This is a genomic window from Pseudomonas sp. 2FG (assembly GCF_005502935.1).
Classification (GTDB): Bacteria; Pseudomonadota; Gammaproteobacteria; order Pseudomonadales; family Pseudomonadaceae; genus Aquipseudomonas.
Window position 1 is genome coordinate 1 of record NZ_SCMP01000009.1, and the last position, 24,966, is coordinate 24,966.

25 protein-coding genes are annotated in these 24,966 nt (G+C 64.8%); 16 read left to right on the top strand and 9 right to left on the bottom strand.

Annotated elements, in window-relative coordinates:
* Positions 1 to 247: 247 nt before the first annotated feature.
* From FFS13_RS10665 to FFS13_RS10695, 7 genes are all read left to right on the top strand, one after another.
* Positions 248 to 1,435 (top strand): acyl-CoA dehydrogenase family protein, encoded by a 1,188-nt coding sequence (locus tag FFS13_RS10665; protein ID WP_137819078.1) that lies wholly within the window; start codon positions 248 to 250, stop codon positions 1,433 to 1,435.
* The gene (locus FFS13_RS10670) at positions 1,432 to 2,625 is read left to right on the top strand and encodes an acyl-CoA dehydrogenase family protein (protein WP_137819079.1); all 1,194 of its coding nucleotides are present in this window, start codon (positions 1,432 to 1,434) and stop codon (positions 2,623 to 2,625) included. The genes FFS13_RS10665 and FFS13_RS10670 overlap by 4 nt, the downstream gene beginning before the upstream one ends.
* A 22-nt stretch (positions 2,626 to 2,647) precedes the next feature.
* Positions 2,648 to 3,430 carry an SDR family oxidoreductase gene (locus FFS13_RS10675; RefSeq protein WP_137819080.1) on the top strand — a complete coding sequence of 261 codons (783 nt, stop codon included), beginning with the start codon at positions 2,648 to 2,650 and terminating at the stop codon, positions 3,428 to 3,430.
* A gap of 2 nt (positions 3,431 to 3,432) precedes the next feature.
* Entirely contained in the window at positions 3,433 to 3,891 is a 459-nt protein-coding gene (locus FFS13_RS10680) for a MaoC family dehydratase (RefSeq protein ID WP_137819081.1), read from the top strand.
* Positions 3,892 to 4,098: 207 nt separating this feature from the next.
* Complete coding sequence (locus tag FFS13_RS10685) at positions 4,099 to 5,301, top strand: acetyl-CoA C-acyltransferase (protein ID WP_137819082.1); 1,203 nt, start codon at positions 4,099 to 4,101, stop codon at positions 5,299 to 5,301.
* An 11-nt stretch (positions 5,302 to 5,312) separates the two neighbouring features.
* A complete protein-coding gene (locus FFS13_RS10690) occupies positions 5,313 to 5,702 on the top strand; it encodes a steroid Delta-isomerase (protein WP_137819083.1) in 390 nt (129 codons plus the stop codon).
* Positions 5,699 to 6,139 carry a nuclear transport factor 2 family protein gene (locus tag FFS13_RS10695; RefSeq protein WP_137819084.1) on the top strand — a complete coding sequence of 147 codons (441 nt, stop codon included), beginning with the start codon at positions 5,699 to 5,701 and terminating at the stop codon, positions 6,137 to 6,139. The genes FFS13_RS10690 and FFS13_RS10695 overlap by 4 nt, the downstream gene beginning before the upstream one ends.
* 121 nt (positions 6,140 to 6,260) lie before the next feature.
* Here FFS13_RS10695 and FFS13_RS10700 read toward each other — a convergent pair whose 3' ends face one another.
* Both FFS13_RS10700 and FFS13_RS10705 read right to left on the bottom strand, forming a co-directional pair.
* Positions 6,261 to 6,734, bottom strand: coding sequence for an SRPBCC family protein (locus FFS13_RS10700; RefSeq protein ID WP_137819085.1), 474 nt, complete (start codon positions 6,732 to 6,734; stop codon positions 6,261 to 6,263).
* Positions 6,735 to 6,749: 15 nt separating this feature from the next.
* The gene (locus FFS13_RS10705; protein WP_137819086.1) at positions 6,750 to 7,523 is read right to left on the bottom strand and encodes an SDR family oxidoreductase; all 774 of its coding nucleotides are present in this window, start codon (positions 7,521 to 7,523) and stop codon (positions 6,750 to 6,752) included.
* Positions 7,524 to 7,773: 250 nt separating this feature from the next.
* Here FFS13_RS10705 and FFS13_RS10710 point away from each other — a divergent pair, with 250 nt between their 5' ends.
* The 4 genes from FFS13_RS10710 to dmpG are packed head-to-tail and all read left to right on the top strand — an operon-like array spanning position 7,774 to position 11,355.
* Positions 7,774 to 8,607, top strand: a complete 834-nt coding sequence (locus tag FFS13_RS10710; protein WP_137819087.1) for an alpha/beta fold hydrolase — start codon at positions 7,774 to 7,776, stop codon at positions 8,605 to 8,607.
* The gene (locus tag FFS13_RS10715; RefSeq protein ID WP_137819088.1) at positions 8,604 to 9,395 is read left to right on the top strand and encodes a fumarylacetoacetate hydrolase family protein; all 792 of its coding nucleotides are present in this window, start codon (positions 8,604 to 8,606) and stop codon (positions 9,393 to 9,395) included. Before FFS13_RS10710 ends, FFS13_RS10715 begins: the two co-directional genes overlap by 4 nt.
* Positions 9,396 to 9,397: 2 nt before the next feature.
* Positions 9,398 to 10,306, top strand: coding sequence for an acetaldehyde dehydrogenase (acetylating) (locus FFS13_RS10720; protein ID WP_137819089.1), 909 nt, complete (start codon positions 9,398 to 9,400; stop codon positions 10,304 to 10,306).
* Positions 10,307 to 10,320: 14 nt separating this feature from the next.
* Positions 10,321 to 11,355: a 4-hydroxy-2-oxovalerate aldolase gene (dmpG, locus tag FFS13_RS10725; RefSeq protein WP_137819090.1), complete on the top strand. Its 1,035-nt coding sequence runs from the start codon at positions 10,321 to 10,323 to the stop codon at positions 11,353 to 11,355.
* Positions 11,356 to 11,566: 211 nt separating this feature from the next.
* Here dmpG and FFS13_RS19770 read toward each other — a convergent pair whose 3' ends face one another.
* From FFS13_RS19770 to FFS13_RS10740, 4 genes are all read right to left on the bottom strand, one after another.
* The gene (locus tag FFS13_RS19770) at positions 11,567 to 11,737 is read right to left on the bottom strand and encodes a hypothetical protein (RefSeq protein ID WP_171006466.1); all 171 of its coding nucleotides are present in this window, start codon (positions 11,735 to 11,737) and stop codon (positions 11,567 to 11,569) included.
* Between the two features lie 165 nt (positions 11,738 to 11,902).
* Positions 11,903 to 12,451 (bottom strand): ADP compounds hydrolase NudE, encoded by a 549-nt coding sequence (gene nudE / locus FFS13_RS10730; RefSeq protein ID WP_137819091.1) that lies wholly within the window; start codon positions 12,449 to 12,451, stop codon positions 11,903 to 11,905.
* A gap of 210 nt (positions 12,452 to 12,661) precedes the next feature.
* The gene (locus tag FFS13_RS10735; RefSeq protein WP_137819092.1) at positions 12,662 to 13,792 is read right to left on the bottom strand and encodes a helix-turn-helix transcriptional regulator; all 1,131 of its coding nucleotides are present in this window, start codon (positions 13,790 to 13,792) and stop codon (positions 12,662 to 12,664) included.
* A 119-nt stretch (positions 13,793 to 13,911) separates the two neighbouring features.
* A complete protein-coding gene (locus FFS13_RS10740; protein ID WP_137819093.1) occupies positions 13,912 to 14,955 on the bottom strand; it encodes a Rieske 2Fe-2S domain-containing protein in 1,044 nt (347 codons plus the stop codon).
* 183 nt (positions 14,956 to 15,138) lie between these two features.
* Between FFS13_RS10740 and FFS13_RS10745 the strand changes: the two genes are divergently transcribed.
* The 4 genes from FFS13_RS10745 to FFS13_RS10760 are packed head-to-tail and all read left to right on the top strand — an operon-like array spanning position 15,139 to position 18,366.
* A complete protein-coding gene (locus FFS13_RS10745; protein WP_137819094.1) occupies positions 15,139 to 15,978 on the top strand; it encodes an SDR family NAD(P)-dependent oxidoreductase in 840 nt (279 codons plus the stop codon).
* A complete protein-coding gene (locus tag FFS13_RS10750) occupies positions 15,965 to 16,891 on the top strand; it encodes an alpha/beta hydrolase (protein WP_137819095.1) in 927 nt (308 codons plus the stop codon). The genes FFS13_RS10745 and FFS13_RS10750 overlap by 14 nt, the downstream gene beginning before the upstream one ends.
* Before the next feature lie 13 nt (positions 16,892 to 16,904).
* On the top strand, positions 16,905 to 18,014 hold the full coding sequence (gene ribB / locus FFS13_RS10755; protein ID WP_137819096.1) for a 3,4-dihydroxy-2-butanone-4-phosphate synthase: 1,110 nt from the start codon (positions 16,905 to 16,907) through the stop codon (positions 18,012 to 18,014).
* Positions 18,015 to 18,021: 7 nt separating this feature from the next.
* Positions 18,022 to 18,366, top strand: a complete 345-nt coding sequence (locus FFS13_RS10760) for a hypothetical protein (protein WP_256657870.1) — start codon at positions 18,022 to 18,024, stop codon at positions 18,364 to 18,366.
* 200 nt (positions 18,367 to 18,566) lie between these two features.
* Here FFS13_RS10760 and FFS13_RS10765 read toward each other — a convergent pair whose 3' ends face one another.
* From FFS13_RS10765 to FFS13_RS10775, 3 genes are all read right to left on the bottom strand, one after another.
* Positions 18,567 to 19,556 (bottom strand): 5'/3'-nucleotidase SurE, encoded by a 990-nt coding sequence (locus FFS13_RS10765; protein ID WP_137819097.1) that lies wholly within the window; start codon positions 19,554 to 19,556, stop codon positions 18,567 to 18,569.
* 323 nt (positions 19,557 to 19,879) lie between these two features.
* Positions 19,880 to 21,262 (bottom strand): DUF1329 domain-containing protein, encoded by a 1,383-nt coding sequence (locus FFS13_RS10770; RefSeq protein WP_137819098.1) that lies wholly within the window; start codon positions 21,260 to 21,262, stop codon positions 19,880 to 19,882.
* 23 nt (positions 21,263 to 21,285) lie between these two features.
* On the bottom strand, positions 21,286 to 22,917 hold the full coding sequence (locus FFS13_RS10775) for a DUF1302 domain-containing protein (RefSeq protein WP_137819099.1): 1,632 nt from the start codon (positions 22,915 to 22,917) through the stop codon (positions 21,286 to 21,288).
* Positions 22,918 to 23,218: 301 nt separating this feature from the next.
* Between FFS13_RS10775 and FFS13_RS10780 the strand changes: the two genes are divergently transcribed.
* On the top strand, positions 23,219 to 24,961 hold the full coding sequence (locus tag FFS13_RS10780; RefSeq protein ID WP_137819100.1) for an FAD-binding protein: 1,743 nt from the start codon (positions 23,219 to 23,221) through the stop codon (positions 24,959 to 24,961).
* The last annotated feature ends 5 nt before the right edge of the window (positions 24,962 to 24,966 follow it).

Consider the following 24,966-nt stretch of genomic DNA (forward strand, 5'->3'; position numbering starts at 1 on the left):
ACCCCAAACTGCCCCCAACCGCCATGCCAAGCCGCGCTTATCAGCGACGGCGTGGGCGGTGTAGCGGTGAGGGTCGGGGTGGGCGGTGGCTCGCTGAGTGCCTGGCCGACCAGGGGGCAGGACGCGCAGGCATCGGCCATTCGGACTAGGCAGCGGTAACGATTCCCCCATTAAGCGAAGCCGCCAGACTCGTTGGCGAAAGGGGCGTAGCCGTATGCGCCCCGCCAGATGAGCAGAAGGCGCACCTATGGAATTTGCGTTCAGCGACGAGCAGGAAATGATTCGCGCGTCCGCCGAGAGCTTTCTCGCGGATGTGTCCGACTCCGCAGCGGTGCGGGCGGCTATGGCCAGCGAGCTGGGCTATGACCGCGCGCTGTGGCAGCGCCTGTGCGGCGAGATGTACTGGCCGGCCATCCATATCCCCGAGGCCTACGGCGGCCTCGGCCTGGGGTTCGTCGAACTGGCGATCCTGCTGGAGCAGATGGGCCGCCGCCTGCTCTGTTCACCGTTCTTTGCGACCGCCTGCCTGGCCACGCCGGCGCTGCTGCTGGCCGGCAGCGAGCGGCAGAAAGCCGACTGGCTGCCACGCATCGCCGAGGGCAGCATCAGCGGCACCCTGGCCTTTGCCAGCGCCAACTGCTGGGATGCCGAGACGGTGCAGGCCACTGCGCGCGCGGAAGGCGAAGGCTTCGTACTGAATGGCACGCTTAATTACGTGCTCGATGGACACAGCGCCGACCTGCTGATCGTCGCCGCCAGAACCCCTGGCTCGATGGGCGAGGCGGGTATCAGTCTGTTCGTCCTGGCGGCCGACAGCGCCGGCATCGAGCGCCAGATGTTGCCGACCATGGACCAGACCCGTCGGCAGGCGCGGCTGCAACTGAACAATCTGTATCTCGGCGCCGACTGCCTGATGGGCGAGTTTGGCGCTGCCTGGCCGCAACTCGAACGCATCATCCAGTTGGCCTGCATCGGCTTGGCCGCCGAGCAGACCGGTGGCGCTCAACAGGTTCTCGACCTGAGCGTCGCCTACATGCAGGAACGCCAGCAGTTCGGCCGTCCCATCGCCAGCTTCCAGGCACTCAAGCACCGCGCGGCGGACATGATGCTGCAGGTCGAATGTGCGCGTTCGGCGGCTTACTACGCCGCCTGCGTGGCCCAGGAACTGCTCGACCCGGCGGGCGACGTCCAGGTCGCGGCCGAGTTGCCGCTGGCGGCGGCACTGGCCAAGGCGCAGTGCAGCGAGGCGTTCTTCCACTGTGCGGCGGAGTCGATCCAGCTGCATGGCGGGGTCGGCTTCACCTGGGAATATGACCCGCATCTCTACTTCAAACGCGCCCGCGCCAGCGAAAACTTCCTCGGCGCGCCAGCCCTGCATCGCGAGCGGATCGCCGCCCTGCTGCTGGATGCACAGCCATTGGGGGCACAGCCATGAAGATCAGTTTCAGTGCGCAAGACGAGTGCTTCCGCGAGGAAGTTGCCGGCTGGCTGGCGGAAAACCTCTGTGGTGAATTCGAGCCGCTGCGTTTTCGCGGCGGGCCGGGCGACGAACACATGTTCCCCAAAGAGCGCAAAGCCTGGGAGCGCACGCTCGCCGCAGGCGGCTGGACCTGCGTGGGCTGGGCGCCCGAGCACGGCGGACGCGGCCTGTCGATCAGCCAGCAGGTGATCTTCCACGAGGAATACGCCCGTGCCGGTGGGCCGGGGCGCATGGGCCATATCGGCGAGGGCTTGGCTGGGCCGACCATCGCCGCCTTCGGTAACGCCGAGCAACAGCGCAGGTTCCTCCCGGGCATCGTCAGCGGCAGCGAGTTCTGGTGCCAGGGTTATTCCGAACCGGGCGCCGGTTCCGACCTGGCCAACGTCAAGACCCGTGCGGTGCTGGATGAGGCGAGCGGCAAATGGCGGATCACCGGGCAGAAGGTCTGGACCTCGCTGGCCCACGAGTCCGACTGGTGCTTCGTGATCGCCCGCACCGAGCCGGGCAGTGTCGGGCACCACGGCCTGTCGTTCCTGCTGGTGCCGATGGCGCAGGCGGGCATCACGGTGCGGCCGATCGAGCAACTCACCGGCACTTCCGAATTCAACGAGGTGTTCTTCGACGACGCCGAAACCGACGCCGCGTATATAGTCGGCAAACCCGGCGAAGGCTGGAAGATCGCCATGGCGCTGCTGGGCTTCGAGCGTGGCGTGTCGACCCTCGGCCAACAGATGCAGTTCCAGAATGAGCTGAACGAGATCATCGCCATCGCCAAGGCCAATGGCGCCGCCCGCGATCCAATCTTGCGCCAGCGTCTCGCCGAGGCCTGGGGCGGGCTGCGAATCATGCGCTACAACTCGCTGCGCATGCTCTCCGGTGCCCAGGACGGTGCGCTGCGCAAGGACGCGATGATCTACAAGCTGTTCTGGTCCAGCTGGCACGCCAACCTCGGCAAGCTGGCGATGGACGTCCTCGGCGCCGAGGCCGAGTTGATCGAGGCCGCGCCTTACCAGCTCAACCGCCTGCAGTCGCTGTACCTGTTCACCCGCTCCGACACCATCTACGGCGGCAGCAACGAAATCCAACGCAACATCATTGCCGAACGCGCCCTGGGGATGCCGAAAGAACCCCGCGTTCGCGCCTGAATCCGGCCTGAGGAATCTGAATATGCTTAATCCGACCTACGTCCCTGGGCACCAGTTGCTGCACGGCAAGTCCGTTCTGATCACCGCCGCTGCGGGCGCCGGCATCGGCTTCTCCGCCGCGCTGCGGGCCGCCGAGGAAGGCTGCCGGGCGCTGATGATCAGCGATATCCATGAAGGCCGGTTGCAGGAAGCAGCGTTGAAGATTCGCGAGAAGACCGGGCTCGACCAGCTCTTCACTCAGGTCTGCAACGTCACCGACGAACAGCAGGTGCAGGCACTGATTGCCGCCGCCGAGCGCGATCTGGGCGGCGTCGATGTGCTGATCAATAACGCCGGCCTCGGCGGCTCGCGGCTGCTGGTGGAGATGCCGGACGAGGAGTGGCAGCGCGTGCTGGACGTGACCCTCACCGGCACCATGCGCATGACCCGCGCCATGCTGCCGAAGATGATCGAGCGCCAGGCCGGGGTCATCGTCAACAACGCCTCGGTACTCGGCTGGCGCGCGCAGAAGGAGCAATCACACTACGCCGCGGCCAAGGCCGGGGTGATGGCGCTGACCCGTTGCGCCGCGGTCGAAGCCGCCGAGCACGGCATCCGCATCAACGCGGTGAGCCCGAGCATCGCCCTGCATGACTTTCTGCGTAAGTCCGCGCCGCAGGAGGTATTGGAAAAACTCGTTTCGAACGAGGCCTTTGGCCGCGCGGCCGAGGTCTGGGAAGTGGCTAACGTGATGATGTTCCTGGCCAGCGATTACAGCTCCTATATGACCGGCGAAGTCTTGTCGGTCTCCAGCCAGAGGGCCTAAGCATGACGATGATTTTTACCAGTCCCTTCGAGCTGGCCGCGAGCGTCGGTGAGCAGCTCGGCCACAGCGACTGGCTGAAGGTGGAACAGGAGCGCATCGACCTGTTCGCCGAGGCCACCGGCGATCACCAGTGGATTCACGTCGATCCAGATAAAGCCGCCCAGGGCCCGTTTGGCGCCTGCATCGCCCACGGCTACCTGAGCCTGGCGCTGGTCAACCTGTTCCTGCCGCAGATCCTCGAGGTGCGCGGCATTTCCATGGGGGTGAACTACGGCTGCGACCGCCTGCGTTTCCCCAATGTGCTCAGGGTTGGCGCCCGCGTGCGCGGCAGCGCCGAACTGGTATCGGTCGAGGAGATCAAGGGCGGTGTGCAGGCGTGCATCCGCGTCAGCGTCGAGATCGAGGGCGAAGAGCGCCCGGCCTGCGTGGTGGACACCATCAGTCGTTATTACCCGGCATAAAAGTGCAGCGTCGTAGGGTGGATGTCGTCTTTCAACATCCACCGGCGTGCCGCCGGTTGGCGGATGTAAACAGCGACATCCACCCTACCTCTTCGTTGGCCCTGGTACCGGGAGTTAAACCCCCTCTCCCTTGAGGGAGAGGGCTGGGGAGAGGGCTGGGGAGAGGGTAGGACTCTCGCCAAGAACCTGAATTCGAGGAACAAACAAATGAAAGAAGCCGTAATCGTCTCCACCGCCCGCACGCCGATCGGCAAGGCCTTCCGTGGCGCCTTCAACGATACCGAGGCGCCCCTGCTGGGCGGTCATGTGGTACGCGAGGCCGTGCGCCGCGCCGGGATCGAGCCGGGCGAAGTGGACGACGTGCTGATCGGCGCCGCGGCGCAGCAAGGCACCCAGTCCTATAACCTCGGCCGGCTCTGCGCGATTGCCGGCGGGTTGCCTTCGACCGTGGCCGGCATGGCCATGGAGCGTCAGTGCGCTTCCGGCCTGATGAGCATCGCCACCGCGGCCAAGGGCATCATCTGCGACGAGATCGACATCGCCGTGGCCGGTGGGCTGGAGTCCATCTCCCTGGTGCAGAACAAGCACAAGAATCTTTACCGCAACCAGTCCAACGCGGTGCTCGAACTCGATCCGACCGCCTATATCCCGATGATCGAGACCGCCGAGATAGTCGCCGCGCGCTATGGCATCTCGCGCGAGGAACAGGACGAGTACAGCTACCACAGCCAGATGCGTACCGCCCTGGCGCAAAGCGCCGGGTTGTTCGATCTCGAGCTGGCGCCGCTGACCAGCCGGCAGGCGCTTTTCGACAAGGCCAGCGGCGAGAACCGCTACGAGAGCGTGACCCTGGCCCGCGACGAGTGCAACCGCGCGAGCACCACCCGCGAGAGCCTGGCGGCGCTGGAGCCGGTGTGGCAGGGCGGGCAGTGGACCGAGTCGGGCCGCTTCATCACCGCCGGCAACGCCTCGCAGCTGTCCGATGGCGCCTCGGCCTCGGTGCTGATGAGCGCCAAGCTGGCCGAACAGAAAGGTCTGGAGCCGCTGGGCATCTACCGTGGCCTGGCGGTGGCTGGCTGCAATGCCGACGAGATGGGCATAGGTCCGGTCTATGCGATCCCCAAACTGCTCAAGCGCCATGGCCTGAAGATGGACCATATCGGCCTGTGGGAACTCAACGAGGCCTTCGCCTGCCAGGTGCTGTATTGCCGCGACACTCTGGGCATCCCCGACGAACGCCTGAACGTCAACGGCGGCGCCATTTCCATCGGCCACCCGTTCGGCATGTCCGGCGCGCGCATGGTCGGCCATGCGCTGATCGAGGGTAAACGCCGTGGCCTGCGTTATGTGGTGGTGAGCATGTGCATAGGCGGTGGCATGGGCGCCGCCGCGCTTTTCGAAGTGGTCTAGGGGAGATGGCAATGATCAGTCCACAACAGATCCAGACAGCTATGGCGCGTTATGTCGAGCTGGTGGATGCCGGTGATATCGACGGCATAGTCGCGCTCTACGCGGCGGATGCGGTGGTGGAAGACCCGGTAGGCAAGGCACCGATTGTCGGCATTGCCGCTATCGCGACCTTCTACCGCGAGGGGCTCGGCAAGACCAATGCCACGGCCACCTTGACCGGCCCGGTACGGGCCACGGTGAATGGTTGCGGCGCCATGCCGTTTCGCGTCGATCTGAACTGGGGCGGGCAGCTGTGCTCGATCCAGGTGATCGACGTAATGGAGTTCGACGCCGACGGCAAGATCCGCTCGATGAAGGCCTACTGGAGCGAAGCCAACCTGGAACGGCGAGGTGAGGCATGAGCCTAGAGCAGCGCATCGCCCGCCTGGAGTCGCTGGAGGCGATCCGCCAGTTGAAACACCGCTACTTGAATGCCTGTGATCTGAAGGAGGTCGAGTGCATTCGCGACTGCTTCGCCGAGGGCGAAATCCTCATCGACTATGGCCCGGTGGGGCTCTTTCACGAGCGCGAGCGCTTCGTTGCGCTGTACCAGGAGTTGGCCTGCCATGAGTCGGTGATCGACCTGCATCACGGCGCCAACCCGGAGATCGAGCTGCTGTCGGCGAGCGAGGCGTCGGCGCGTTGGGCGCTCTGGTATTTCAATATCGACGCCAACAGCGGCGCCACTCGTCAGCTCGGCGGCTTTTACCAGGATCGCTATCGGCTGACCGAGAGCGGCTGGAAGATAGTCGAGACGCGCTTTAGCGCCCATTCGCAGACCAGCGGCAGTGCTGGCTGAGAACCCGTAGGGCGGACTCAGGAGCGCCGCGAACAGTCCGCCTGGTAGACGGCGTACTGCTGCGCGAGTACGCCCTACGCATTACGCCCCATGACCACTCCCGTTGATGGTCGAGGGCCGACTAGCCGGCGAAATCCCGATTCTGCGTCTGCCCGCTTTCATAGAAGGTCTTGAGGTTCTCGGCGATCTGTTTGACTGCCTTGGCGAAGGCCTTGGCCAGCAGCCATTCCACTAGGCGCCCGCCGCGCAGGCGGTAGCTCAGGCTGGCGGTGAAGGCGGTGCGCTCACCGGCCGAGGCGATGGCGTAGCGAAACCAGGCCTCGCGAAAGGGCACTGGCGCGCCCTTTCCCCCACGATGCAGACGGATCAGGAAACCCTCGCCCTCGTGCCACTCGCTGACCGTTTCATCCAGCCATTGGCCGTTCTTCTGGAATACCCGGCGGCTGGCGCCCAGGCCTTCCTGCGGACCGGGATGGAGCTGGCAGCCGGTCAGGTCCGGCACGTAATGCGGGGCCAGGGTCAGGTCGCGCAGCTTGCTCCAGACCTGCTCGACGGGCAGGTCGATCAGCAGGCTATGGCTGGCTTGTAACGGCATCGCTGGTTGCTCCGATCAAGGGTTCTGGGCCGCGTCGAGAAAGGCCGGGCGTTCGCCGCCGCCATGCACGCCTATATCGGCGCCGCTGACATAGCGTGCCAGGGGCGAGGCCAGGTACAGGCAGCTGTCGCCTATATCCTCCGGCTCGGCCAGGCGTTGCAGGGGAATGGTCGCCGCGACCCGGGCGAGGCCGGCCGCATCGCCATAGTGCAGCTCGGCCTGCTCGGTGCGGATCAGCCCGGCGGTCACCGCATTGACCCGTACCTTGGGCGCCCACTCTACCGCCAGCGAGCGGGTCAGGTTGAGCAGTCCGGCCTTGGCCGCGCCGTAGGCGGCGGTGCCGGGAGAGGGGCGGGTGGCGCTGACACTGCAGATATTGATGATGGCGCCGCCCTCGGCCTGCTCCTGCATCACCCGGTTGGCCAGCTGGCAGAGGTTCAGCGGCGCCAGCAGGTTGAGGCGGATGATCGACTCGGAGAAGCGCGGCGAGGCAGTGGCGGCATCCGCATTGGGGGCGCCGCCGGCGTTGTTGACCAGCACGTCGAGGCGGCCGAAGCGCTCGACTATGGCGTCGATCAGGCCCACGGCCTGCTCCCAGTCGCGCAGGTCACACGGCAGGAACAGCGCCTGGCGGCCATCCTGCTCGGGCAGCGTCGGCGGGGCTTCGCGCCCGCAGATCACCACCTCGGCGCCGCATTCGAGAAAGCGCTGGCTGATGCCGCGGCCGACGCCTTTGCCGCCGCCGGTCACCAATACCACCTTGCCGCGAAAGTCCATTGGGTTCTGCATGGCTGCCTCGCCTGTAATTCTGAGATACGGCCGAGCCTAGGGCGCCGCCCCGCAGGCGCCAACGTCCGAAGAGACTAGGGCGTAGGGTGCGCTCCGCGCACCACCTGCCGCGGGCATTTGGTGCGCAGAGCGCACCCTACGAGCCGCCTCTCGGCCGCCAACAAGGCGTCGCGGCTAGTCCTGTCGGACGATGTTGCGCCCCGGGCGCCTCGGAATAATCCGGTAAACCCTGAACCCCGAGGAGAACCCCATGGGCGCTGGACCGCAAGGGCATTTCATCACGTTGAACGATGGACTCAGGTTGCACTATCTGGATCTTGGGGCTGGGCAGGGCGAGCCCGTGGTGTTTATCCACGGCAGCGGCCCCGGCGCCAGTGGCCATAGCAATTTCAAGCAGAACTACTCGCAGTTCGCCGCCGCCGGTTATCGCGTCATAGTTCCGGACCTCCCGGGCTACGGCGCGTCCGACAAACCGGAAACGATTTACAGCCTGGACTTCTTCGTCACGGCGCTGAGCGGCCTGCTGGATGCCTTGGATATCCAGCGCTGCGTGCTGATCGGCAACTCCCTGGGCGGCGCCATTGCCATCAAGTTGGCACTGGACCAGCCGGCGCGGGTGAGCAAGCTGGTGCTGATGGCGCCGGGCGGGCTGATGGAAAAAGAGCAGTACTACCTGCAGATGGAGGGCATCCAGAAGATGGGCGCGGCCTTCGCCGCTGGCGAGCTGAACGATCCCGCGGGCATGCGCCGGCTGCTCGGCCTGCAACTGTTCGACCCGTCGCTGATCAGCGCTGAAACCGTCGATGAGCGGGTCAGCGTAGTCCTGCAACAACCGCGTTGCGTGCTGTCGAGCATGCAGGTGCCGAACCTGGCCAATCGGCTGGGCGAGCTGCAATGCCCGATCCTCGGCTTCTGGGGCATGAACGACAAGTTCTGCCCGGCCAGCGGTGCGCAGACGATGCTGGAAGCCTGCCGCCACATTCGTTTCGTGCTGCTCAGCGAATGTGGGCACTGGGTAATGGTCGAGCACCGCGAGCTGTTCAATCGGCAGTGCCTGGACTTCCTCGCGGAGGCCAAACCATGAGCGAGGACCTGCGCCGCCAGTACGGCGCCGAGCTGTACCAGGCCCTGAGCAACGGCACCACCTTGCAGCCGCTGACCGCGCGCTGGCCACAGATCAGTATCGAGGATGCCTACCATATCTCCCTGCAGGTCGTTGAGCAGCGGGTAGCGGCGGGCGACGCCATAGTCGGCAAGAAGATCGGCGTCACCTCCAAGGCGGTGCAGCAGATGCTCGACGTGCACCAGCCGGACTTCGGCTTTCTCACCCGGCAGATGTGGTTCGCCGAGGGCGCGACTATTTCCCTCGCCGCCAACCAGCTGATCCAGCCGCGCGCCGAGGGCGAGATCGCCTTCCTGCTCAAGCAGGACCTGGTCGGCCCGGGCATCAGCGAGCAGGACGTGCTGGATGCCACCGAGTGCGTGATGCCCTGTTTCGAGGTAGTCGATTCGCGCATCCAGGACTGGCGCATCCGCATTCAGGACACCGTGGCGGACAACGCCTCCTGCGGTGTGTTCGTGCTCGGTGAGCAGCGCCTCGACCCGCGCCTGCTGGACCTGCCGAACCTGCACATGCAGGTGTTCAAGAACGGCAACAAGATCAGCGAAGGCCTCGGCTCCGCCGTGCAGGGCAACCCGCTTACCGCAGTGGCCTGGTTGGCCAACTGCCTCGGCCAGTTCGGGATTCCGTTCAAGGCCGGTGAAATCATCCTGTCCGGTTCGCTGGTGCCGCTGGAGCCGGTAACGGCCGGCGATCGCTTTTCCCTGACTATCGACGGCCTGGGCAGCGCCCAGGTGTCCTTCGAGGAGTGAAAATGAGCAAGAAACTCAAAGCCGTGATCATCGGGCCGGGCAATATCGGTACCGACCTGTTGATGAAGATGCGCCGCTCGGAATGGATCGAGCCGGTCTGGATGGTCGGCGTCGACCCCGAATCCGAGGGCCTCAAACGGGCCCGCGAATTCGGCCTGAAGACCACCGCCGCGGGCGTCGACGGCCTGCTGCCGCATGTGCTGGACGACGATATCCGCATCGCCTTCGACGCCACCTCGGCCTATGTGCATGCCGAGAACAGCCGCAAGCTGAACGAGTTGGGGGTGATCATGATCGACCTCACCCCCGCGGCCATCGGCCCCTACTGCGTACCGCCGGTGAACCTCAAGGCGCACGCCGCAAAGCTGACGCTGAACGTCAATATGGTCACCTGCGGTGGCCAGGCCACCATTCCCATGGTCGCCGCCGTGTCGCGGGTACAGCCGGTGAGCTACGGCGAGATAGTCGCCACCGTCTCTTCTGGTTCCGTGGGGCCGGGCACCCGGCAGAACATCGATGAATTCACCCGCACCACCGCCGGTGCGGTGGAGCAGATCGGCGGCGCTTTACGCGGCAAGGCGATCATCGTGATCAACCCGGCCGAGCCGCCGTTGATGATGCGTGACACCATCCACTGCCTGACCGAAGACGAGCCGGACCAGGCGGAGATCCGCGCCTCGGTGTTGCATATGGTCAAGGAGGTGCAGCGCTATGTGCCGGGCTACAAGCTGATCAACGGGCCGATCTTCGACGGTAACAAAGTTTCGATCTTCATCGAGGTCGAAGGGCTCGGCGACTACCTGCCCAAGTCCGCCGGCAACCTCGACATCATGACCGCCGCCGGCCTGCGTACCGCCGAGATGTTTGCCGAAGAGGCGCACAACGGCGCGCTTCAGTTGCCCGCCCGCTAAGTGGAGAGAACTTCATGAATCTGCATGGTAGAAGCGTCACCCTCCACGACATGAGCCTGCGCGACGGCATGCACGCCAAGCGGCATCAGATCTCCCTGGAGGAAATGGTCAAGGTCGCCAGCGGCCTGGATGCCGCCGGCATCCCGCTGATCGAGGTCACCCACGGCGATGGCCTGGGCGGCGCCTCGCTGAACTACGGCTTCCCGGCCCACAGCGACGAGGAGTATTTCTCCGCGGTGGTGCCGCTGATGAAGCAGGCGAAGATCTCCGCGCTGCTGCTGCCGGGCATCGGCACAGTCGAGCATCTGAAGATGGCTCACGAGCACGGGGTTTCCACCATCCGCGTGGCGACCCACTGCACCGAGGCCGACGTATCCCAGCAACACATCGGCATGGCCGCGAAGATGGGCCTGGATACCGTCGGCTTCCTGATGATGGCGCACATGCTCAGCGCCGAGAAATTGCTCGAACAAGCCCGCCTGATGCAGAGCTTCGGCGCCAACTGCATCTACTGCACCGACTCGGCCGGCTATATGTTGCCGGATGAGGTCAGCCAGAAGATTGGCCTGCTGCGGGCCGAGCTGAACCCAGGCACCGAGGTGGGCTTCCACGGCCACCACAATATGGGTATGGCCATCGCCAACTCCCTGGCCGCCATCGAAGCGGGCGCCGTGCGTATCGACGGCTCGGTAGCGGGCCTCGGTGCCGGTGCCGGTAACACGCCGCTGGAGGTGTTCGTCGCGGTGCTCAAGCGCATGGGCGTGGACAGCGGCGTCGACCTCTACGGGATCATGGACGTGGCCGAGGACCTGGTGGTGCCGATGATGGATCAGCCGATCCGCCTCGACCGCGACGCCCTGACCCTGGGCTATGCCGGGGTCTACAGCTCCTTCCTGCTGTTCGCCAAACGCGCCGAACAGAAGTACGGCGTCTCCGCCCGCGAACTGCTGGTGGAGCTTGGCCGGCGCGGTACCGTCGGTGGCCAGGAAGACATGATCGAGGACCTGGCGCTGACCCTGTCACGGGCACGGGGCGTGTTACCGACCTGAGCGGCTGACAGCGCAGGAAAACCAGCAAGCTTTGCTCGGCAAGGCCTGCTGGTTAATTCGTTTGCCTGTCGTGGTCTGTAGGCTGGCGTAGAGCGAAGCGAAACCCAGCGCTGTCGGCGTTGGTCCTCTGGGTTTCGCCAAAAAGCGGCTCTACCCAGCCTACGTCCTGGAGTTTACCTGGCAAGCCAAGCTATCGGCCGAGGACCGACTCTCAGGGCAGCAGCTGGCCGATGGAGGGCGCCGGCATAAAACAAGCTCCGGCGTAAGCCTGGCAGGCAGCCATCCCTGCCAGCCGGTAAGGCTGGTCTTTCAGCAGCAGGCTTAAGGTTGCCGCGCTGCCGGCGCAGACGAGGATCAGCAGGGCTATCGTGGTTTTTCTCATGACGGGCCTCGGCTTCTATGGGCCGCCGCAGTCAGGCAGTTTCGCCGCTGCGGCTGGCGCTAGGCTTTGTTGTTGTAGAGCTACCTTAGAAGGGGCGCTCATGGCGGGCTTCGTCCGAATGGACTAGATGCCGGAGGGGGCGACTAGCGGTCTTGGGCGTGTGCCTCAACCGCGTCGGGCCAGGGCGCCGAGGGCCATGAACAACGCGGCGATGGCGCGGGCCTCATGCAGTTCGCCGCGGGCGACCAGGTCGGGAATCTGCGCCAGCGGCAGGCGAATCAGGTCCAGCGGCTCGGGCTCGTCGCCGGGCAGGTAGCAGGGGCTCAGGTCTTCGGCGAGCACGACGCTATAACGGTGGCACAGGTGGCCGGGCGCCAGGGTCAGTTCGCCCAGCTCGGTCAGCCGTTCGGCGCGCAGACCGACTTCCTCGATCAGTTCGCGCTGTGCCGCCTGCAGGTAATCCTCGTCCGGCTCGGCGCCGCCCTTGGGCAGGCCCAGTACCTTGGCCTCCACGCCCACCGCGTATTCACGCACCAGCAGCACGTGTTCGGGGTCGGGCATCGCCACCAGCATCACCGAGCGGTAGCCGGTGCCGCGCAGGCGTTCGTAGACGCGTTGTTGGCCGTTGCTGAATTGCAGGTGCAGGGCCTCGATCTGGAAGTAGCCGCTTTCGGCCAGCAGTTCGGTTTTCAGGATGGTCGGACAGGTCCGCATGGCTAGGCCCCCTACGCTTGGGGATGGCGTCTCGGTTAGCGCACTCTGCGCGTGGACGTGCATGCCGCCATCGTCCAAGCGGACTACTACAAGAGCGTAGGGCGGACTCAGGAGCGTAGCGAACAGTCGCCGTTCGAAATGGCGTACTGCTTCGCGAGTACGCCCTACGCGCTTTGTTTTTTGTGGATGGTCAGCGCACAAGTGGAGGGCTTAGCCGAGGGTCGCCACGCTGCGCAGGATCAGCCGGACCAGCATGGTCTGGCGGGTCACGCCGGTCTTGGAGAAGGTCGAACGCAGGTGCGCGCGCGCGGTGTTGCGGCTGATGCCCAGCTGTTCCGAGGCTTCGTCGAGGGTCAGGCCGTTGGCCAGCAGCATGGCCAGCTGGGTCTCGGCCGGGGTGAAGTCGAACAACGCCCGGACTATCTCTTGCGGGGCGCTGGACTGCTGTTCCGGGTCGCTGATAAAGATCACCACCGCCGGGCACTGCTTGCCTTCGCTCCAGGCTGACAGTGGCACCGAGCGCACGATGATGCCGAGATCCGCCCGCCCGGACGGCCGCTGCACGCGCAGGGCCTCGACCACCGAGGGGTTGCTGCTTTTCTGCGAGAGCAGGGATTGCTTCACCAGGCGGCGGAATTCCTGGGTGTCGCGAGCGGTACCGACCTGCAGGCCATCGTTGACCAGCTTGAGACCGTCCTTGGCCTGGATCAGGCGGTCGGCGACCTGGTTGGTCTGCAGCACCTTGCCCGTCTCGTCGAGGATGATGGTGCCGACCGCCATCTGGTCCACCGCGCCGGCGTAGAGGTTGCGTTCGGTCTCGATACGGTTGAGCTGCATGTGGATCTTGATCGAACGCTCCAGGTGCGGAATGAATTGCGCCAGTAGGGCCTTGTCTTCGCTGTCGAAAGCCGGGCTGCTGCGCCCACGGCTGATGCGGATGCGGCATTGCGCGCCGTCGCAGGTGTTGATGTCGGCGCCGAGGATATGGAAGACGTCCACCGGCTCGAGAAAGCTCTTGTAGAACTCGGAGTTGAGCCACTCGTCCTTGGAGACGACTTCCTCGAGGGTGACGACCTGGCGGTTGGGTAGGTCGACGAAGGGGTCGAGGGCGAAGAAGTGCTTGTTGTAGGAGGCCGTCGCCTCGGCCGAGGTGCCGGTGGTGTTCACCATCAGCCCGTCCACCTGGGCGCTGGGTGGGCGCAGGATGAAGGTCACGTACTTGCTGTCCAGATACAGATTGAGCTGGTTGAGAAAGGTCGCCCAGGGGATGTTTTCCAGCGGTCCCTGATAGAGGTTGCCGAGCATCTCACTAAAGGTTTCGAGACTGAGGGGGCGAGCCATGAGGGACACCGTTTTTTTGCTGTAACGGACACCGAGCATAAGCGCTGCTTTCTGCCGAGTGCAACGCCCTAGCTAGAGAGGAGGATGGCTGGCGGCAGGGCGTGCCGCCAGCCCAGGGCTCAGGCGAATTCGCGGTTACGCACCGCGAAGGTCTTGCGCTCGTTGACCTCGGCCGGCAGTTCGGCGATGTCGTTGTAGAACTGCTGGTACCACTTGCGCAGCTGGTAGACCGGGCCGTCGCCGTCGCACAGCAGCGGGTTGTCGACGCGGGTCTTGCTGTGCCAGATCGCCACGTCTTCGTAGAAGGCTGCTTGCGCCTGCTGTACGTAGGCCTTGGCCATGGCGCCGTTCTGCTCGTCGCTGAGGCCGGGGATCTTTTTCACCAGTACGCCATAACGCAGGGTGAAGCTGTGCAGGTCGATCGGCACATGGCAATTGAGCAGGATCGAATGGATCGGCTGGCCGTCCATCTCGCCAGTCATCTCGGTGATCTGGTAGGCCGGGCCGAAGTAGGTGGCCACGGTGTTCAGCTCGCTGTCGCCGGACAGGCGCTCGCTGCGCGCACACATGATCTGGGTCGCCATATGCCGTTCGAAGACGTTGCTGAATTCCTCGACCGGGGCGCCATGCACCGTGCCGAAATGCGCCATGTCGGCGACGTTGTCGATCAGCTCGCGGCAGTTGGTCGCGATCTGTAGCTCGGCAACCTCCCAGTCGGCCCATTCGTCGCTGAAGCTGGCGTCGATCCGCGGGATGAGCTGCTCGGCGATCGGCGGGTTGCCCTCGGGATCGTTCCAGACGAACAGTAACTGGTTCTCTTCCAGGATCGGCCAGCTCTTGACCTTGGCTCGTGGCGGGATGCGTTTGGCATAGGGGATGTCGTCGCACACGCCGTCGGCGCCCCAGCGCCAGGCGTGGAAGGGGCAGCGAATGGAGTTGCCCTCGACGCAGCCTTGGCTGAGGTCGGCGCCCATGTGCGGGCAGTAGCCGTCGAGTATATGCAGCTCGCCGTCCTCGCCTTGGAAGGCCACCAGGCGGGTACCGAACACGTCCAGGCGATGGGCTTTGCCATCGCGGTACTGGGCGGCCAGGCCGAGGCAATGCCAGCCCCGGGCGTAGCGGTCTTCCAGTTGTCTCGTTTCGATGCGGTGCAGGGTGCTCATCTTGTTGTTCTCCGGAGGCGTTCCTGATTGGGCTGCCACTGGTTCAGGCAAACCTTGGGCAGTGCTTTTGCACGCTACGGATTCTGCAACGCCTGTAGCTGAAGGCATCGTCTGAACGGACGATGGCTGGCATTGCGCAGGCAGCTCTACTGGCGCCATTAGAACAATCGGCAGGAGTCGGCGATGAGCAGTGAACAGGGCCGCGTGGCGGTCATCACCGGGGCGGCCAGCGGCATTGGCCGCGGTCTGGCCGAATATGCGGCGGGGCTGGGCATGCGCCTGGTGCTGAGCGATGTCGATGGGCAACGGCTACAGGCACTGTGCGCCGAACTGCAGGCACGCGGTGCCGAGGCCGTCGCCTGCGTCACCGATGTCGGCGACCCGGCGCAGGTCGAGCGCTTGCGCGATGTCGCGGTGGAGCGTTTCGGCGGAGTCGACCTGCTGTTCAACAACGCCGGGGTAATGCAGACCGGCAACTGCTGGGAGATCAGCCATGAGCAGTGGCAGCGCATGCTCAGCGTCAACCTGCAAGGGGTGATCAACGGCATTCGCAGCTTCGTGCCGCTGCTACTCGAGCAGGGCCGCCCGGCCCATGTGGTCAACACCGCCTCGCTCGCGGGCCTGGTCAGCAGCCCCTTGATGGCGCCTTACAACGTGACCAAACAGGCGGTGGTCGCGCTCTCGGAAACCCTGCACTACGAGCTCAGCCTGCTACAGGCGCCGGTCTCGGTGTCGGTGCTTTGCCCAGGGCCGGTGGCCAGCGAGATCATGGCCTCGGACCAGGTCGCAGGCTCCGCCGGCGCGCAGTTCAACGAGTTGCTCGACGCCAGCATCCGCCAGGGCATGACGCCGCTCGAACTGGCCGAACTGGTGTTCGCCGCCGTGCGCGATAAGCGCTTCTGGATACTCCCGCACAAGTTCTTCAAGCCGGCATTGCAGCGGCGGCTACGGAGCATCCTCGAAGAGACCAACCCGCTGTTTCAGTTCGCCGAGATAGAAGGAGAGCAGGATGCCGCTCGATAGCCAGATCGCCACGGTACTGCAGCAGTTCAGTGGCCTGCCGCAGCCGGACTTCAGCCAGCTTAACGCCGCGCACTACCGGCAGTTCTCCGACAACCTGATGCCGCCCATCCCCGGCGAGCCCATGGCCGAAGTCCGCGACCTGCGCGTGGCCGGCGCCGACGGCGAGCTGGACGCACGCCTGTATCGGCCGCTGGATCAGCCAAACCTGCCGCTATTGGTGTTCTTTCACGGTGGCGGCTTCGTCATCGGCAACCTGAATACCCATGACAATCTGTGCCGGGCGCTGGCCAGGCAGAGCGGTGCAGTGGTGGTGTCGATCGCCTATCGGCTGGCGCCTGAAGCCAAGTTTCCGGCGGCGCCCTTGGACTGCTACAGCGCCACCTGCTGGCTGGTCGAGCAGGCCCACCTGCTGGGCTGCGACGCCAGCCGGGTGGCCTTGGCCGGCGACAGCGCCGGGGCCAATCTGGCGCTTGCGGTGAGCCGCCTGGCGGCCGAGCGCAAGGGGCCGCGCATCAGCTATCAGTGCCTGTTCTATCCGGTCACCGACGCTCGCTGTGGGAGCGCCTCCTACCAGGAGTTCGCCGAGGGCTACTTCCTCACCCGCGAGATGATGCAGTGGTTCTGGCAGCAATATTTGCCGAGTCCCGGGCAGGCCGGGCAAGCGCTGGCTTCGCCACTGCTTGCCGATGATCTGGCCAGCCTGCCGCCGACCACCCTGATCACCGCCGAGTTCGACCCGCTGCGCGACGAGGGCGAGGCCCTGGCCCAGCGCCTGCGGCAGGCCGGCGTCGCCACGCGCCTGCAGCGCTATGACGGCATGATCCACGGCTTCGTCAGCATGGCGCCCTTTGTCGAACGTGGGGCCGAAGCCCTGGCTGCGGCCGCCGCCGATCTGCGCGCGGCGCTTAACTGAGCGGACACCGAACATGCAACTGGATACCCCACAGCAACTGCTCGAAGCCATCCGCCGTGGCGAGATGGTGATCATCACCGACGATGAGAGCGACGGCGAAGGCTCGCTGCTGATGGCGGCCAAACAGGTCGATGCCAGCGCGATCACCTTCATGGCGCTGCACGCCAGAGGCTTGATCTGTCTGGCCTTGACCGAGGAGCGCTGCAAGGCGCTGGGCCTCGGCCTGATGGTGCCGAACTCGCGCGCACCGCATGGCATGGGTTTTACCGTTTCGATCGAAGCGAGCACCGGCGTGTCCACCGGGATCTCCGCCGCCGACCGCGCGCGCTCGGTGCAGGTCGCGGTTGACCCGGCCAGCGGCCCCGCCGACCTGGTGCAGCCGGGGCATATCTTCCCGTTGCAGGCGCAGCCAGGCGGGGTGATGCAACGCGCCGGGCATATCGAGGCCGCCTGCGACCTGGCGCGCCTGGCCGGGCTGATGCCGGCGGCGACCCTGGTCGGCATCCTCAACGAAGCAGGGGAGATGGCCCGGGGTGCCGAGCTGCAAGCATTCGCCATGACCCACGGCCTGAAGATCGGCAGCATCGCCGAGCTGATCCACTACCGCATCCTCCACGAAGGTACCATCCAGCGTTCCGGCGAATATCCGCTGCGCACCCGCCATGGCGAGTTCCGGGCGCTGACCTATCACGATGCCTACAAGGGGCAGCTGCATCTGGCGCTGGTCAAAGGCCGCATCGACGCCGGGCAGCCGACCCTGGTGCGGGTGCAGGCGGTCGAGACCCTGCGCGATTCGCTCGGCTGCGAGCCCGAGAGCGGGCCGCAGCAGTGGAACCTGGACCGCGCCCTTGAGCGCGTGGCTGCCGAAGGCTGCGGCGTGGTGGTGCTGTTGGCCCAGCAGGAAACCCCGGACGGCCTGCTTGAACAACTGCTCAAACAGAGCGCCGGCAAGCCGCGGCCGCCGCAGTTCCCGCAGCGCACTCTGGGCATAGGCGCGCAGATCTTGCGCGACCTCAATGTGCGCAAGATGCGCCTGCTGAGCTTCCCGGTGAACTACAAGGCGGTTTCTGGTTTCGAGTTGGAAGTCGCCGAATTCGTCCCCTTTCATCCCACAACAGAATGAGGACGCCATGGCGACCGCGCTGGAAAAGCTCTTCGGTCCGGCGCGTCTGGCCGGGCTGACACTGCGCAATCGGGTGATCAAGACCGCCACCTTCGAGGGCATGTGCCCCAGCGGCGTTCCGGGCGACGAGCTGATCCGCCACCACGCCGAGATGGCCCGTGGCGGGGTAGCGCTGACCACAGTGGCCTACTGCGGAGTATCGCCGGACGGCCTGACTTTCCCCGACCAGATGTGGATGCACGACGGCATCTTCCCGCAGTTGCAGCGCCTGACCGCCGCGGTGCATGCCGAGGGTGGCGCCGTCTCCGCGCAGCTGGCCCATTGCGGCTTCTTCAGTGCGCAGGGCGGGTGAAACCCGCCAAATAAAAACAACACAACACTCTCAGCCGGTCATTAGTTTTACCGCGCGGGTTTCACCCGCCCTACAAGGCTCATGTTCATCCAGACGCCCAATCACCATGGGACCGAAGTGCACGTCCCTCGGTAATCCGGGAATCAAGAAAAAAGCCCCTGTCCTTCTTCAAGAACAGGGGCTTTTTCATATCTGCCGAATCAGGGCTTCAGGCCCTTGAACATCAGCTTGGCCTGCGCCTGCAGTGCCGGTAACGCGGTCATATTGCCGTCGATCACGGTGATCACCGCCTTGCCCAGCCACAGCTGATAGGCGTCGGCCTTCTGCTGTTCGGCGGTCGGCGTCGGCGGGGCGATCAGGTTGACCCGTACCACGCCATCGGCGCCACGCTGCGGGGCGAAGTTCACCGTGCCCCAGTCGCCGATGGGGGCATAGCTGACGCCGGTCACCTCGCTGGCCTCACGGGCCGGGTAGTTGATGTTCAGCCCGGTGGTGCCCGGCAAGCCGAGTACGTTCAGCTCGCAGAACGGCTTGGCTTTGCCACCGCTCTTCGTGCACAGCCGCTTGGCCTGGGCGCCGGCGGCGGAGGCCTGCTGGATCACCTTCACCGCGAAGTTGGCGGTGTCGTCCATGGCGTTGAGGGTCTTCAGGTAGCCGGCTTGTTGGTCGCGCATGATCAGTTCGAGGTCAATCGCGGTGGACACCGCCACCGCCGGCACCCCCTTGAACATGGCGCGCACCGCGGCGTTCACCGTGCCGGACATCTGCGTCAGCGGGCCGACGTTGTCGCCGAAGTTGGTCCCGGAGACCACCAGGTCCGGTGGGTTGTCCTTGAGCAGCAGGCCGAGACCGACGTTGACCGCATCCACCGGCGTGCCGATGGCCATGTTCTTGCCGGCCGGCGGGGTGTAACCGGCGGGTGCGCCGACGCAGAACTTGCCGGGGGCCAATTCGGTCACCGCCACAGCCTGGCCGGGACTGACCACGCTGGCGGCACCTATGCCGCTGCTGTCCTTCTCCGGGCCGACCAGGGTGACCTGGTGGCCGGCGCCGACCAGCGCCTGGTACACGAAGCCGATGCCGGGGGCGCGGCAGCCGTCGTCGTTGGTCAGCAGAATGTTCAAGGCCTGGGCCTGCAGTGACAGGCTCACACCGGCCACGCCCAGGGCGGCGGTAAACAGCTTATTCATTATTGTTGTCTCCATGCGATCAAAGTAAGGCCATCACCGGCGGGGCGCAGCGGCACCGCCAGTCTGGCAAGGCTTGGTTACAGTGGTTCGACAGATAGGCTGCTGGCGTGCGGATTGTGCTGTGCCGCACACCGGCTGCATTGGGGATCCCTGATTGAACGGGCCGATCAGGGACTAGGTTCAGAACCTGTTCAATATCTGCTGCGCTTGGCCATGCTGCGTTGAAAACAGGCTCGGACTGCTCATTTATTACTCGTAAACTCCGCGTCCTCGCCTGTTTTCGCCTTGCCTGACCTGCGCTCGCGACGATCTTGAGCAGGTTCTTAGCGCGTACCCAATTTACGCAGGTTGCCTGGGGTGAAATCGCTGTCCGTGAAGGTGCTGGCATTCAACTTCGCGGGGTGTTGGTCAACCAGCAACCGGTCGACCAGGTAGGAGCCGGCGATCAGGTCATGGTACATACCCAACCGGGCGTGATAACGCTGGGTGTCGTAGGTGTAGATCGAGGCTTGCATGTTGGTACGCCAGAACTGGCCACGGTTGTCGTAGTTGTCGGCCAACGCCGCCGCCCAGGAGTCCTCGTCGAGGTAGAGCACGCGCTTGGCGTAGATATGGCGGTTACCTTCCTTCAGCTTGGCTTCCAGTACCCAGACGCGGTGCTTCTCATAACGCATATAGTCAGGGTTGATATGGCCCTTGGTGGACAGCAACTGCTCGGCCTTCACACTGGGGTCGTCGAGCTTGTAATTGTGGTAGGGGATGTAGAGCTCTTTCTTGCCCAGGATCGTCCAGGTGTAGCGGTCTGGTGCGCCGTTGAACAGGCGGTCCTCGTCATAGACGCGAAAGCCGCCTGCACCGGTGGGAGAGTCATAGCCCACGGTGGGGGCGCGACGTACCCGGCGTTGGCCTGGTGCGTACATCCAGGCTTGGCGAGGATCGGCCACCGGGTTGATGAACTCGTGGCCAACGACCATCTCACCTTTTTTGCGCACGGGCTCCAGAGTGGTCAGCAGGAAGTGCGACATCACGCCATTGGCCGACTCCAACGTAAGGTTCGTGTCGGACCAGGTCGAGAGGATCTTGTAGTTCACCTTCTCGAAGACCTTGTTGCCATCGGCATAGTTCACGACCTGAAGGTAGTCGGCCTCTTCTTTCGCGGCGCGCCCCTGCAGGACGTGGTTGAACATCAGCTCGCTGCCGCTCTTCGGGATCGGGAAGGGCGAGGCACCGAAGGCATTCTTGGTGCCGTAGCCGCCGTCGGTCAGCTCGGCGTTAAGGGCGTTTTGCTTGATGTTGTCTTCCATTTTCTGGTCGAAGCGGAAGTCGCGGTGGCTCGGATAAACCGGGATCTTAAACGTGGCGGGATAGCGTTTGAGCAGTGCCTTCTGTCCATCGCTGAGATTGTCGGCGTACTGCGCCACGTTCTCCGCGGTGATGATGAACAAGGGTTTTTCATCGGCATAAGGGTCTGGATAGGGCGTGCCGGCGCCGGCGAATTTCACCTGGGGCGGGGCGCCGCGCCATTTGCCGGACCAGGCGGGGATGCTGCCGTCGGCGCTGCCGGCTTTCTCCGCGCCCATGGGGGTCAGATCCTGGCCCAGGCGAGCGGCCTCTTCGTTGCTGACCTTGGCCTGCACGGCAAGGCTGCCGCTGAGCAGGGTAACGGCCAGGGCCGTGCGGAGCAGGTTTTGCGTACTTCTAGTCATGCTGGGTTCCTCCGTCAGAGGCTTCAGAAACGGTATTTGAAGTTGAGGGCGACGTTGTCGCGGTCTGCCAAGGGGGCGTTCTTGGAATTGCCCAGATAGGCGTTGTAGAGACCCTCCACGGTGAAGTTTCCGAGGTAGCGCCAGGTGCTGCCGATACTCATGCGATCGTCCCCCTCGCCTGAGTTGATTGAGCCCAGTAGCGAGCTATCGCGTTGCGCTGCGGTGCTGTAGGTGATGGGAACCGACATGTCCCAGCCGCTGAACACGTTGTTGTAATCGAACGAGGCCTGGACGGTGTAGCCCCAGGCGTCTCGGTCCTTGAACAGCGTGTCGGATTCCGGAGTGTCGAGTGGGCCTAAGCCGGGAATGAAGACGGTGAAAGACTCCGCCTTGTCGTGGTCCAGCACGTTGTTATAAACCACTTCACCGACCAGGGTGGTGTTGTCCGCCCAGGAGGTCGGGCCGACCACATGGATCATGGACATCTGCGCCTGCAGAGTTTTGGCCCTTACCGCGTGCGGCGGGAGCGGGATGGCGATGGGGAAGCCGAAGCCGTTGAAGGTGGTGGCGGTGTCGACCAGCACCGGCTGGCCATCGCGGTAGCTGACCTCACCCGAGAAACTGGTGTCGCCGAGCACGGTGGCGAAGCTGGCGCCGTATTGGTCGATGTCGTCGAAGTAGCGCACCCGGTAGCTGCCAAAGTCGCTGAGGAAGTCCAGCGTCGGGGTCTTGTCGTGGAAGCGCGAGTAGTAGACACCGAACTCGGTATTGTTCAGCGACTCGGCCGTATAGGTCATGGCCACGCCGTATTGGCCGCTGTCGGACGGCTCGTCATCGTCCAGCCGCTTGAGGAAACCGCTGGCGTCGTTGAAGCCGCCTTCGTCGATCAGGTCGGTGGTGGAGAAGTAGCTGCCGACCCCGAACAGTTCGGTTTTTTCCCATTCGTACTGGTAGTAGGCCTGCAGGTTGAGGTTGTCGGTCAGGCTGTACTGGGCGAACAGTTGGCCAACCGGCAGGAGGATCTCCTTGACCTCGACGCCCGGGGTGGTCGCCTTGGTAGCGTCCACCGGGCTCTGCGCGGACGAGATGCCTTGGTAGAACAGACTCTCACCCCAACTCACCACCTGGTCGCCGAGGCGCAGGTTGAGGTCGCGGCCGGCTAGATCCCAGGTGCCGTACAGGTAGGAGTCGAGCAGGCGCAGGTCTTCGCGGTGCTGGTCGATGGTTTGCTGCGGAAAACGATCGGGCCTGGAACACTGGCCGCCGGCGAAGCAGTTGGAAGTGCCGGTGTCATTGTCGTTGCCCTGGTCGTAGACGCGGTCGTAGAAGCCGGCGGCGCGAACGAACAGGCCGTAGTCGGTGCGCCAATTGAGGTTGGCCTCGGAAATGAAGCCGACACGGTTGTTGATCAGGCTGCCTTTGTCGAAGGCGTTGTCACCGTCGTTGCCATTGGCGTCACTGGTCAGCCGATGGTCACGGTCGTCGGTACGCCAGGCCAGGCCGTAGCTCAGGGTCGTGTCCAGATCTATCGCCAGCTCATCGTTGGGCTGGAAGGACAGGGCGCTGGCCTGACCGCTCAGCCCACCGGCCAACATCAGCAGGGCCAGGCGCACGGAGGTGCGTAGCGGTTGTGGGGCGACTGTTGTTCTTATCATATCGTCCTCTTGCCGAGGTCGGGACCAGCCCGACCTGCAATTCAGGTTTGGGGAGTGGAGCTGGGGTGACTATGGAGTCACGGCCGAAGGCTCAACATCGTCCAACTGGACTAGCCGAAAATTTCTCCCTGCCTGCGCTGTCGCCTGCCGTATCCACATCGACCATATCCAGACCAACCGTAGTCCCATCGGACGATGTTTGGCCTGCGGGGCCTGCCAACAATCCCCAGGTCGACTGCGCACAGCTCCGGGCTGACGGCGGCGGCTCCTTGTCCTGTAGGCCCTGAGCGGAGATGGTCGCATGAATGACGGCAAGATCAACTGGGATGACTGCTGCGATGTGCTGGTGGTCGGCTCAGGAGCGGGGGCCATGACCGCCGCGTTGCGCGCCCATGACCTCGGGCTGAACGTGCTGCTGATCGAGAAGAGTGCGCAGTACGGCGGCACCTCGGCGGTATCCGGCGGCGGCATCTGGATACCCAATAACCACCGGATCGCCGCGCTCGGCGGCGCGGACTCGGCGGAGGAGGCGATTCGCTATATCAAGGCGGTGACCCACGGGGAAATCGACGATGGGCGTATTGAAACCTATGTCGAGCATGGCCGCGAGATGGTCGAGTATCTCGAGGGGCAGACGCGGGTGCGCTTCGAGGCACAGCCCAGCTATTCCGACTATTACCCGGAGGTGGAGGGCGGCAAGCCGGGCTATCGCTCCATGGACCCGCAACCCTTCGACGCCGCCGAACTGGGCGAAGAATTCCTGCTCATGCGCCCGCCATCGCCCGGCACCCTGATGCTGGGGCGCATGGCCATGACCATGAAAGAGGCGCAGGTGCTGCTTTGCCGTGGCAAGGGCTGGCTTGGCCTGACCCTGCGGGTGATCTGGCGCTACTGGCGGGATCGGGAGGGCCGGCGGCTGTCGCGCCGCGACCGCTTCCTGACCCTGGGCAATGCGCTGATCGGCGCTTTGCGCGCCTCCCTGCTGGACCGCGCGCTACCCCTGTGGCTGAACTGCGCACTGGAAGAACTGATAGTCGAGGACGGCCGGGTCAGCGGTGTGCTGGCGTGCCATGAGGGGCGTTCGTTGCGGATCAAGGCGCGCCATGGGGTGATACTCGGCGCCGGTGGCTTCGAGCGTAACCAGGCGATGCGTCAGCAGTATCTGCCACAACCCTCGCAGGCTGCCTGGAGTGCCACGCCGCCGAACAATACCGGCGACGCCATTCGCGCCGGCCAGGCCATAGGCGCGGACACGGCGCTGATGGGTCACAGCTGGTGGGCGCCCACCACCCATGTCGCGGGTGAGGAAAAGCAGCGTGCGCTGTTCGTCGAACGCACCCTGCCCGGCTGCGTGCTGGTCGACTCCGCCGGCCAGCGCTTCGTCAACGAGGCGGCGCCCTACACCGACATCGTCTACGCGATGTACGCCCACAACCGCGAAGGCGCGGTGAGCGTGCCCTGCTGGATGGTCTTCGACGCCGAATTCCGCCGCAAATACCCCTGCGGCGCGCTGCTGCCCGGTTACGCCCAGCCGGACTGGCAACTGCCCAAGCACCTGCGCGGCTATTTCCACAAGGCCGCGAGCCTGGAGGCCCTGGCCGGGCAGATCGGCATCGACCCGGCTGGCTTGGCGCGCAGCGTGGAGCGCTTCAATGCCATGGCCGTGCGGGGCCGCGACGAGGATTTCCACAAGGGCGAGTCGTTGTTCGACCGCTACTACGGCGACCCCAATGTGCAGCCCAATCCCTGCCTGGCGCCTTTGACCCGCGGGCCGTTCTACGCAGTGCGCATCGACGCCGGCGATATCGGCACCAAGGGCGGCCTGCTCACCGACGTGCATGCCCGCGTGCTGCATGAGGACGGCCAGCCCATCGCCGGCCTGTATGCCATCGGCAACAGCGCGGCCTCGATGATGGGCCGCACCTACCCGGGCGCCGGCTCGACTATCGGTCCGGCCATGTGCTTCGGTTATCTGGCGGCTAACCATATCAAGAGTCAGAGCCTAAAGACCGAGCCCTCAAGCAGCCCGTCATTACTCGGCTAACCCGT

Excerpts from the sequence above, each read along its gene's own strand:
- FFS13_RS10665 (WP_137819078.1), top strand. The coding sequence starts at position 248 with ATGGAATTTGCGTTCAGCGACGAGCAGGAAATGATTCGCGCGTCCGCC.
- FFS13_RS10670 (WP_137819079.1), top strand. The coding sequence starts at position 1,432 with ATGAAGATCAGTTTCAGTGCGCAAGACGAGTGCTTCCGCGAGGAAGTT.
- FFS13_RS10675 (WP_137819080.1), top strand. The coding sequence starts at position 2,648 with ATGCTTAATCCGACCTACGTCCCTGGGCACCAGTTGCTGCACGGCAAG.
- FFS13_RS10680 (WP_137819081.1), top strand. The coding sequence starts at position 3,433 with ATGACGATGATTTTTACCAGTCCCTTCGAGCTGGCCGCGAGCGTCGGT.
- FFS13_RS10685 (WP_137819082.1), top strand. The coding sequence starts at position 4,099 with ATGAAAGAAGCCGTAATCGTCTCCACCGCCCGCACGCCGATCGGCAAG.
- FFS13_RS10690 (WP_137819083.1), top strand. The coding sequence starts at position 5,313 with ATGATCAGTCCACAACAGATCCAGACAGCTATGGCGCGTTATGTCGAG.
- FFS13_RS10695 (WP_137819084.1), top strand. The coding sequence starts at position 5,699 with ATGAGCCTAGAGCAGCGCATCGCCCGCCTGGAGTCGCTGGAGGCGATC.
- FFS13_RS10700 (WP_137819085.1), bottom strand. The coding sequence starts at position 6,734 with ATGCCGTTACAAGCCAGCCATAGCCTGCTGATCGACCTGCCCGTCGAG.
- FFS13_RS10705 (WP_137819086.1), bottom strand. The coding sequence starts at position 7,523 with ATGCAGAACCCAATGGACTTTCGCGGCAAGGTGGTATTGGTGACCGGC.
- FFS13_RS10710 (WP_137819087.1), top strand. The coding sequence starts at position 7,774 with ATGGGCGCTGGACCGCAAGGGCATTTCATCACGTTGAACGATGGACTC.
- FFS13_RS10715 (WP_137819088.1), top strand. The coding sequence starts at position 8,604 with ATGAGCGAGGACCTGCGCCGCCAGTACGGCGCCGAGCTGTACCAGGCC.
- FFS13_RS10720 (WP_137819089.1), top strand. The coding sequence starts at position 9,398 with ATGAGCAAGAAACTCAAAGCCGTGATCATCGGGCCGGGCAATATCGGT.
- dmpG (WP_137819090.1), top strand. The coding sequence starts at position 10,321 with ATGAATCTGCATGGTAGAAGCGTCACCCTCCACGACATGAGCCTGCGC.
- FFS13_RS19770 (WP_171006466.1), bottom strand. The coding sequence starts at position 11,737 with ATGAGAAAAACCACGATAGCCCTGCTGATCCTCGTCTGCGCCGGCAGC.
- nudE (WP_137819091.1), bottom strand. The coding sequence starts at position 12,451 with ATGCGGACCTGTCCGACCATCCTGAAAACCGAACTGCTGGCCGAAAGC.
- FFS13_RS10735 (WP_137819092.1), bottom strand. The coding sequence starts at position 13,792 with ATGGCTCGCCCCCTCAGTCTCGAAACCTTTAGTGAGATGCTCGGCAAC.
- FFS13_RS10740 (WP_137819093.1), bottom strand. The coding sequence starts at position 14,955 with ATGAGCACCCTGCACCGCATCGAAACGAGACAACTGGAAGACCGCTAC.
- FFS13_RS10745 (WP_137819094.1), top strand. The coding sequence starts at position 15,139 with ATGAGCAGTGAACAGGGCCGCGTGGCGGTCATCACCGGGGCGGCCAGC.
- FFS13_RS10750 (WP_137819095.1), top strand. The coding sequence starts at position 15,965 with ATGCCGCTCGATAGCCAGATCGCCACGGTACTGCAGCAGTTCAGTGGC.
- ribB (WP_137819096.1), top strand. The coding sequence starts at position 16,905 with ATGCAACTGGATACCCCACAGCAACTGCTCGAAGCCATCCGCCGTGGC.
- FFS13_RS10760 (WP_256657870.1), top strand. The coding sequence starts at position 18,022 with ATGGCGACCGCGCTGGAAAAGCTCTTCGGTCCGGCGCGTCTGGCCGGG.
- FFS13_RS10765 (WP_137819097.1), bottom strand. The coding sequence starts at position 19,556 with ATGAATAAGCTGTTTACCGCCGCCCTGGGCGTGGCCGGTGTGAGCCTG.
- FFS13_RS10770 (WP_137819098.1), bottom strand. The coding sequence starts at position 21,262 with ATGACTAGAAGTACGCAAAACCTGCTCCGCACGGCCCTGGCCGTTACC.
- FFS13_RS10775 (WP_137819099.1), bottom strand. The coding sequence starts at position 22,917 with ATGATAAGAACAACAGTCGCCCCACAACCGCTACGCACCTCCGTGCGC.
- FFS13_RS10780 (WP_137819100.1), top strand. The coding sequence starts at position 23,219 with ATGAATGACGGCAAGATCAACTGGGATGACTGCTGCGATGTGCTGGTG.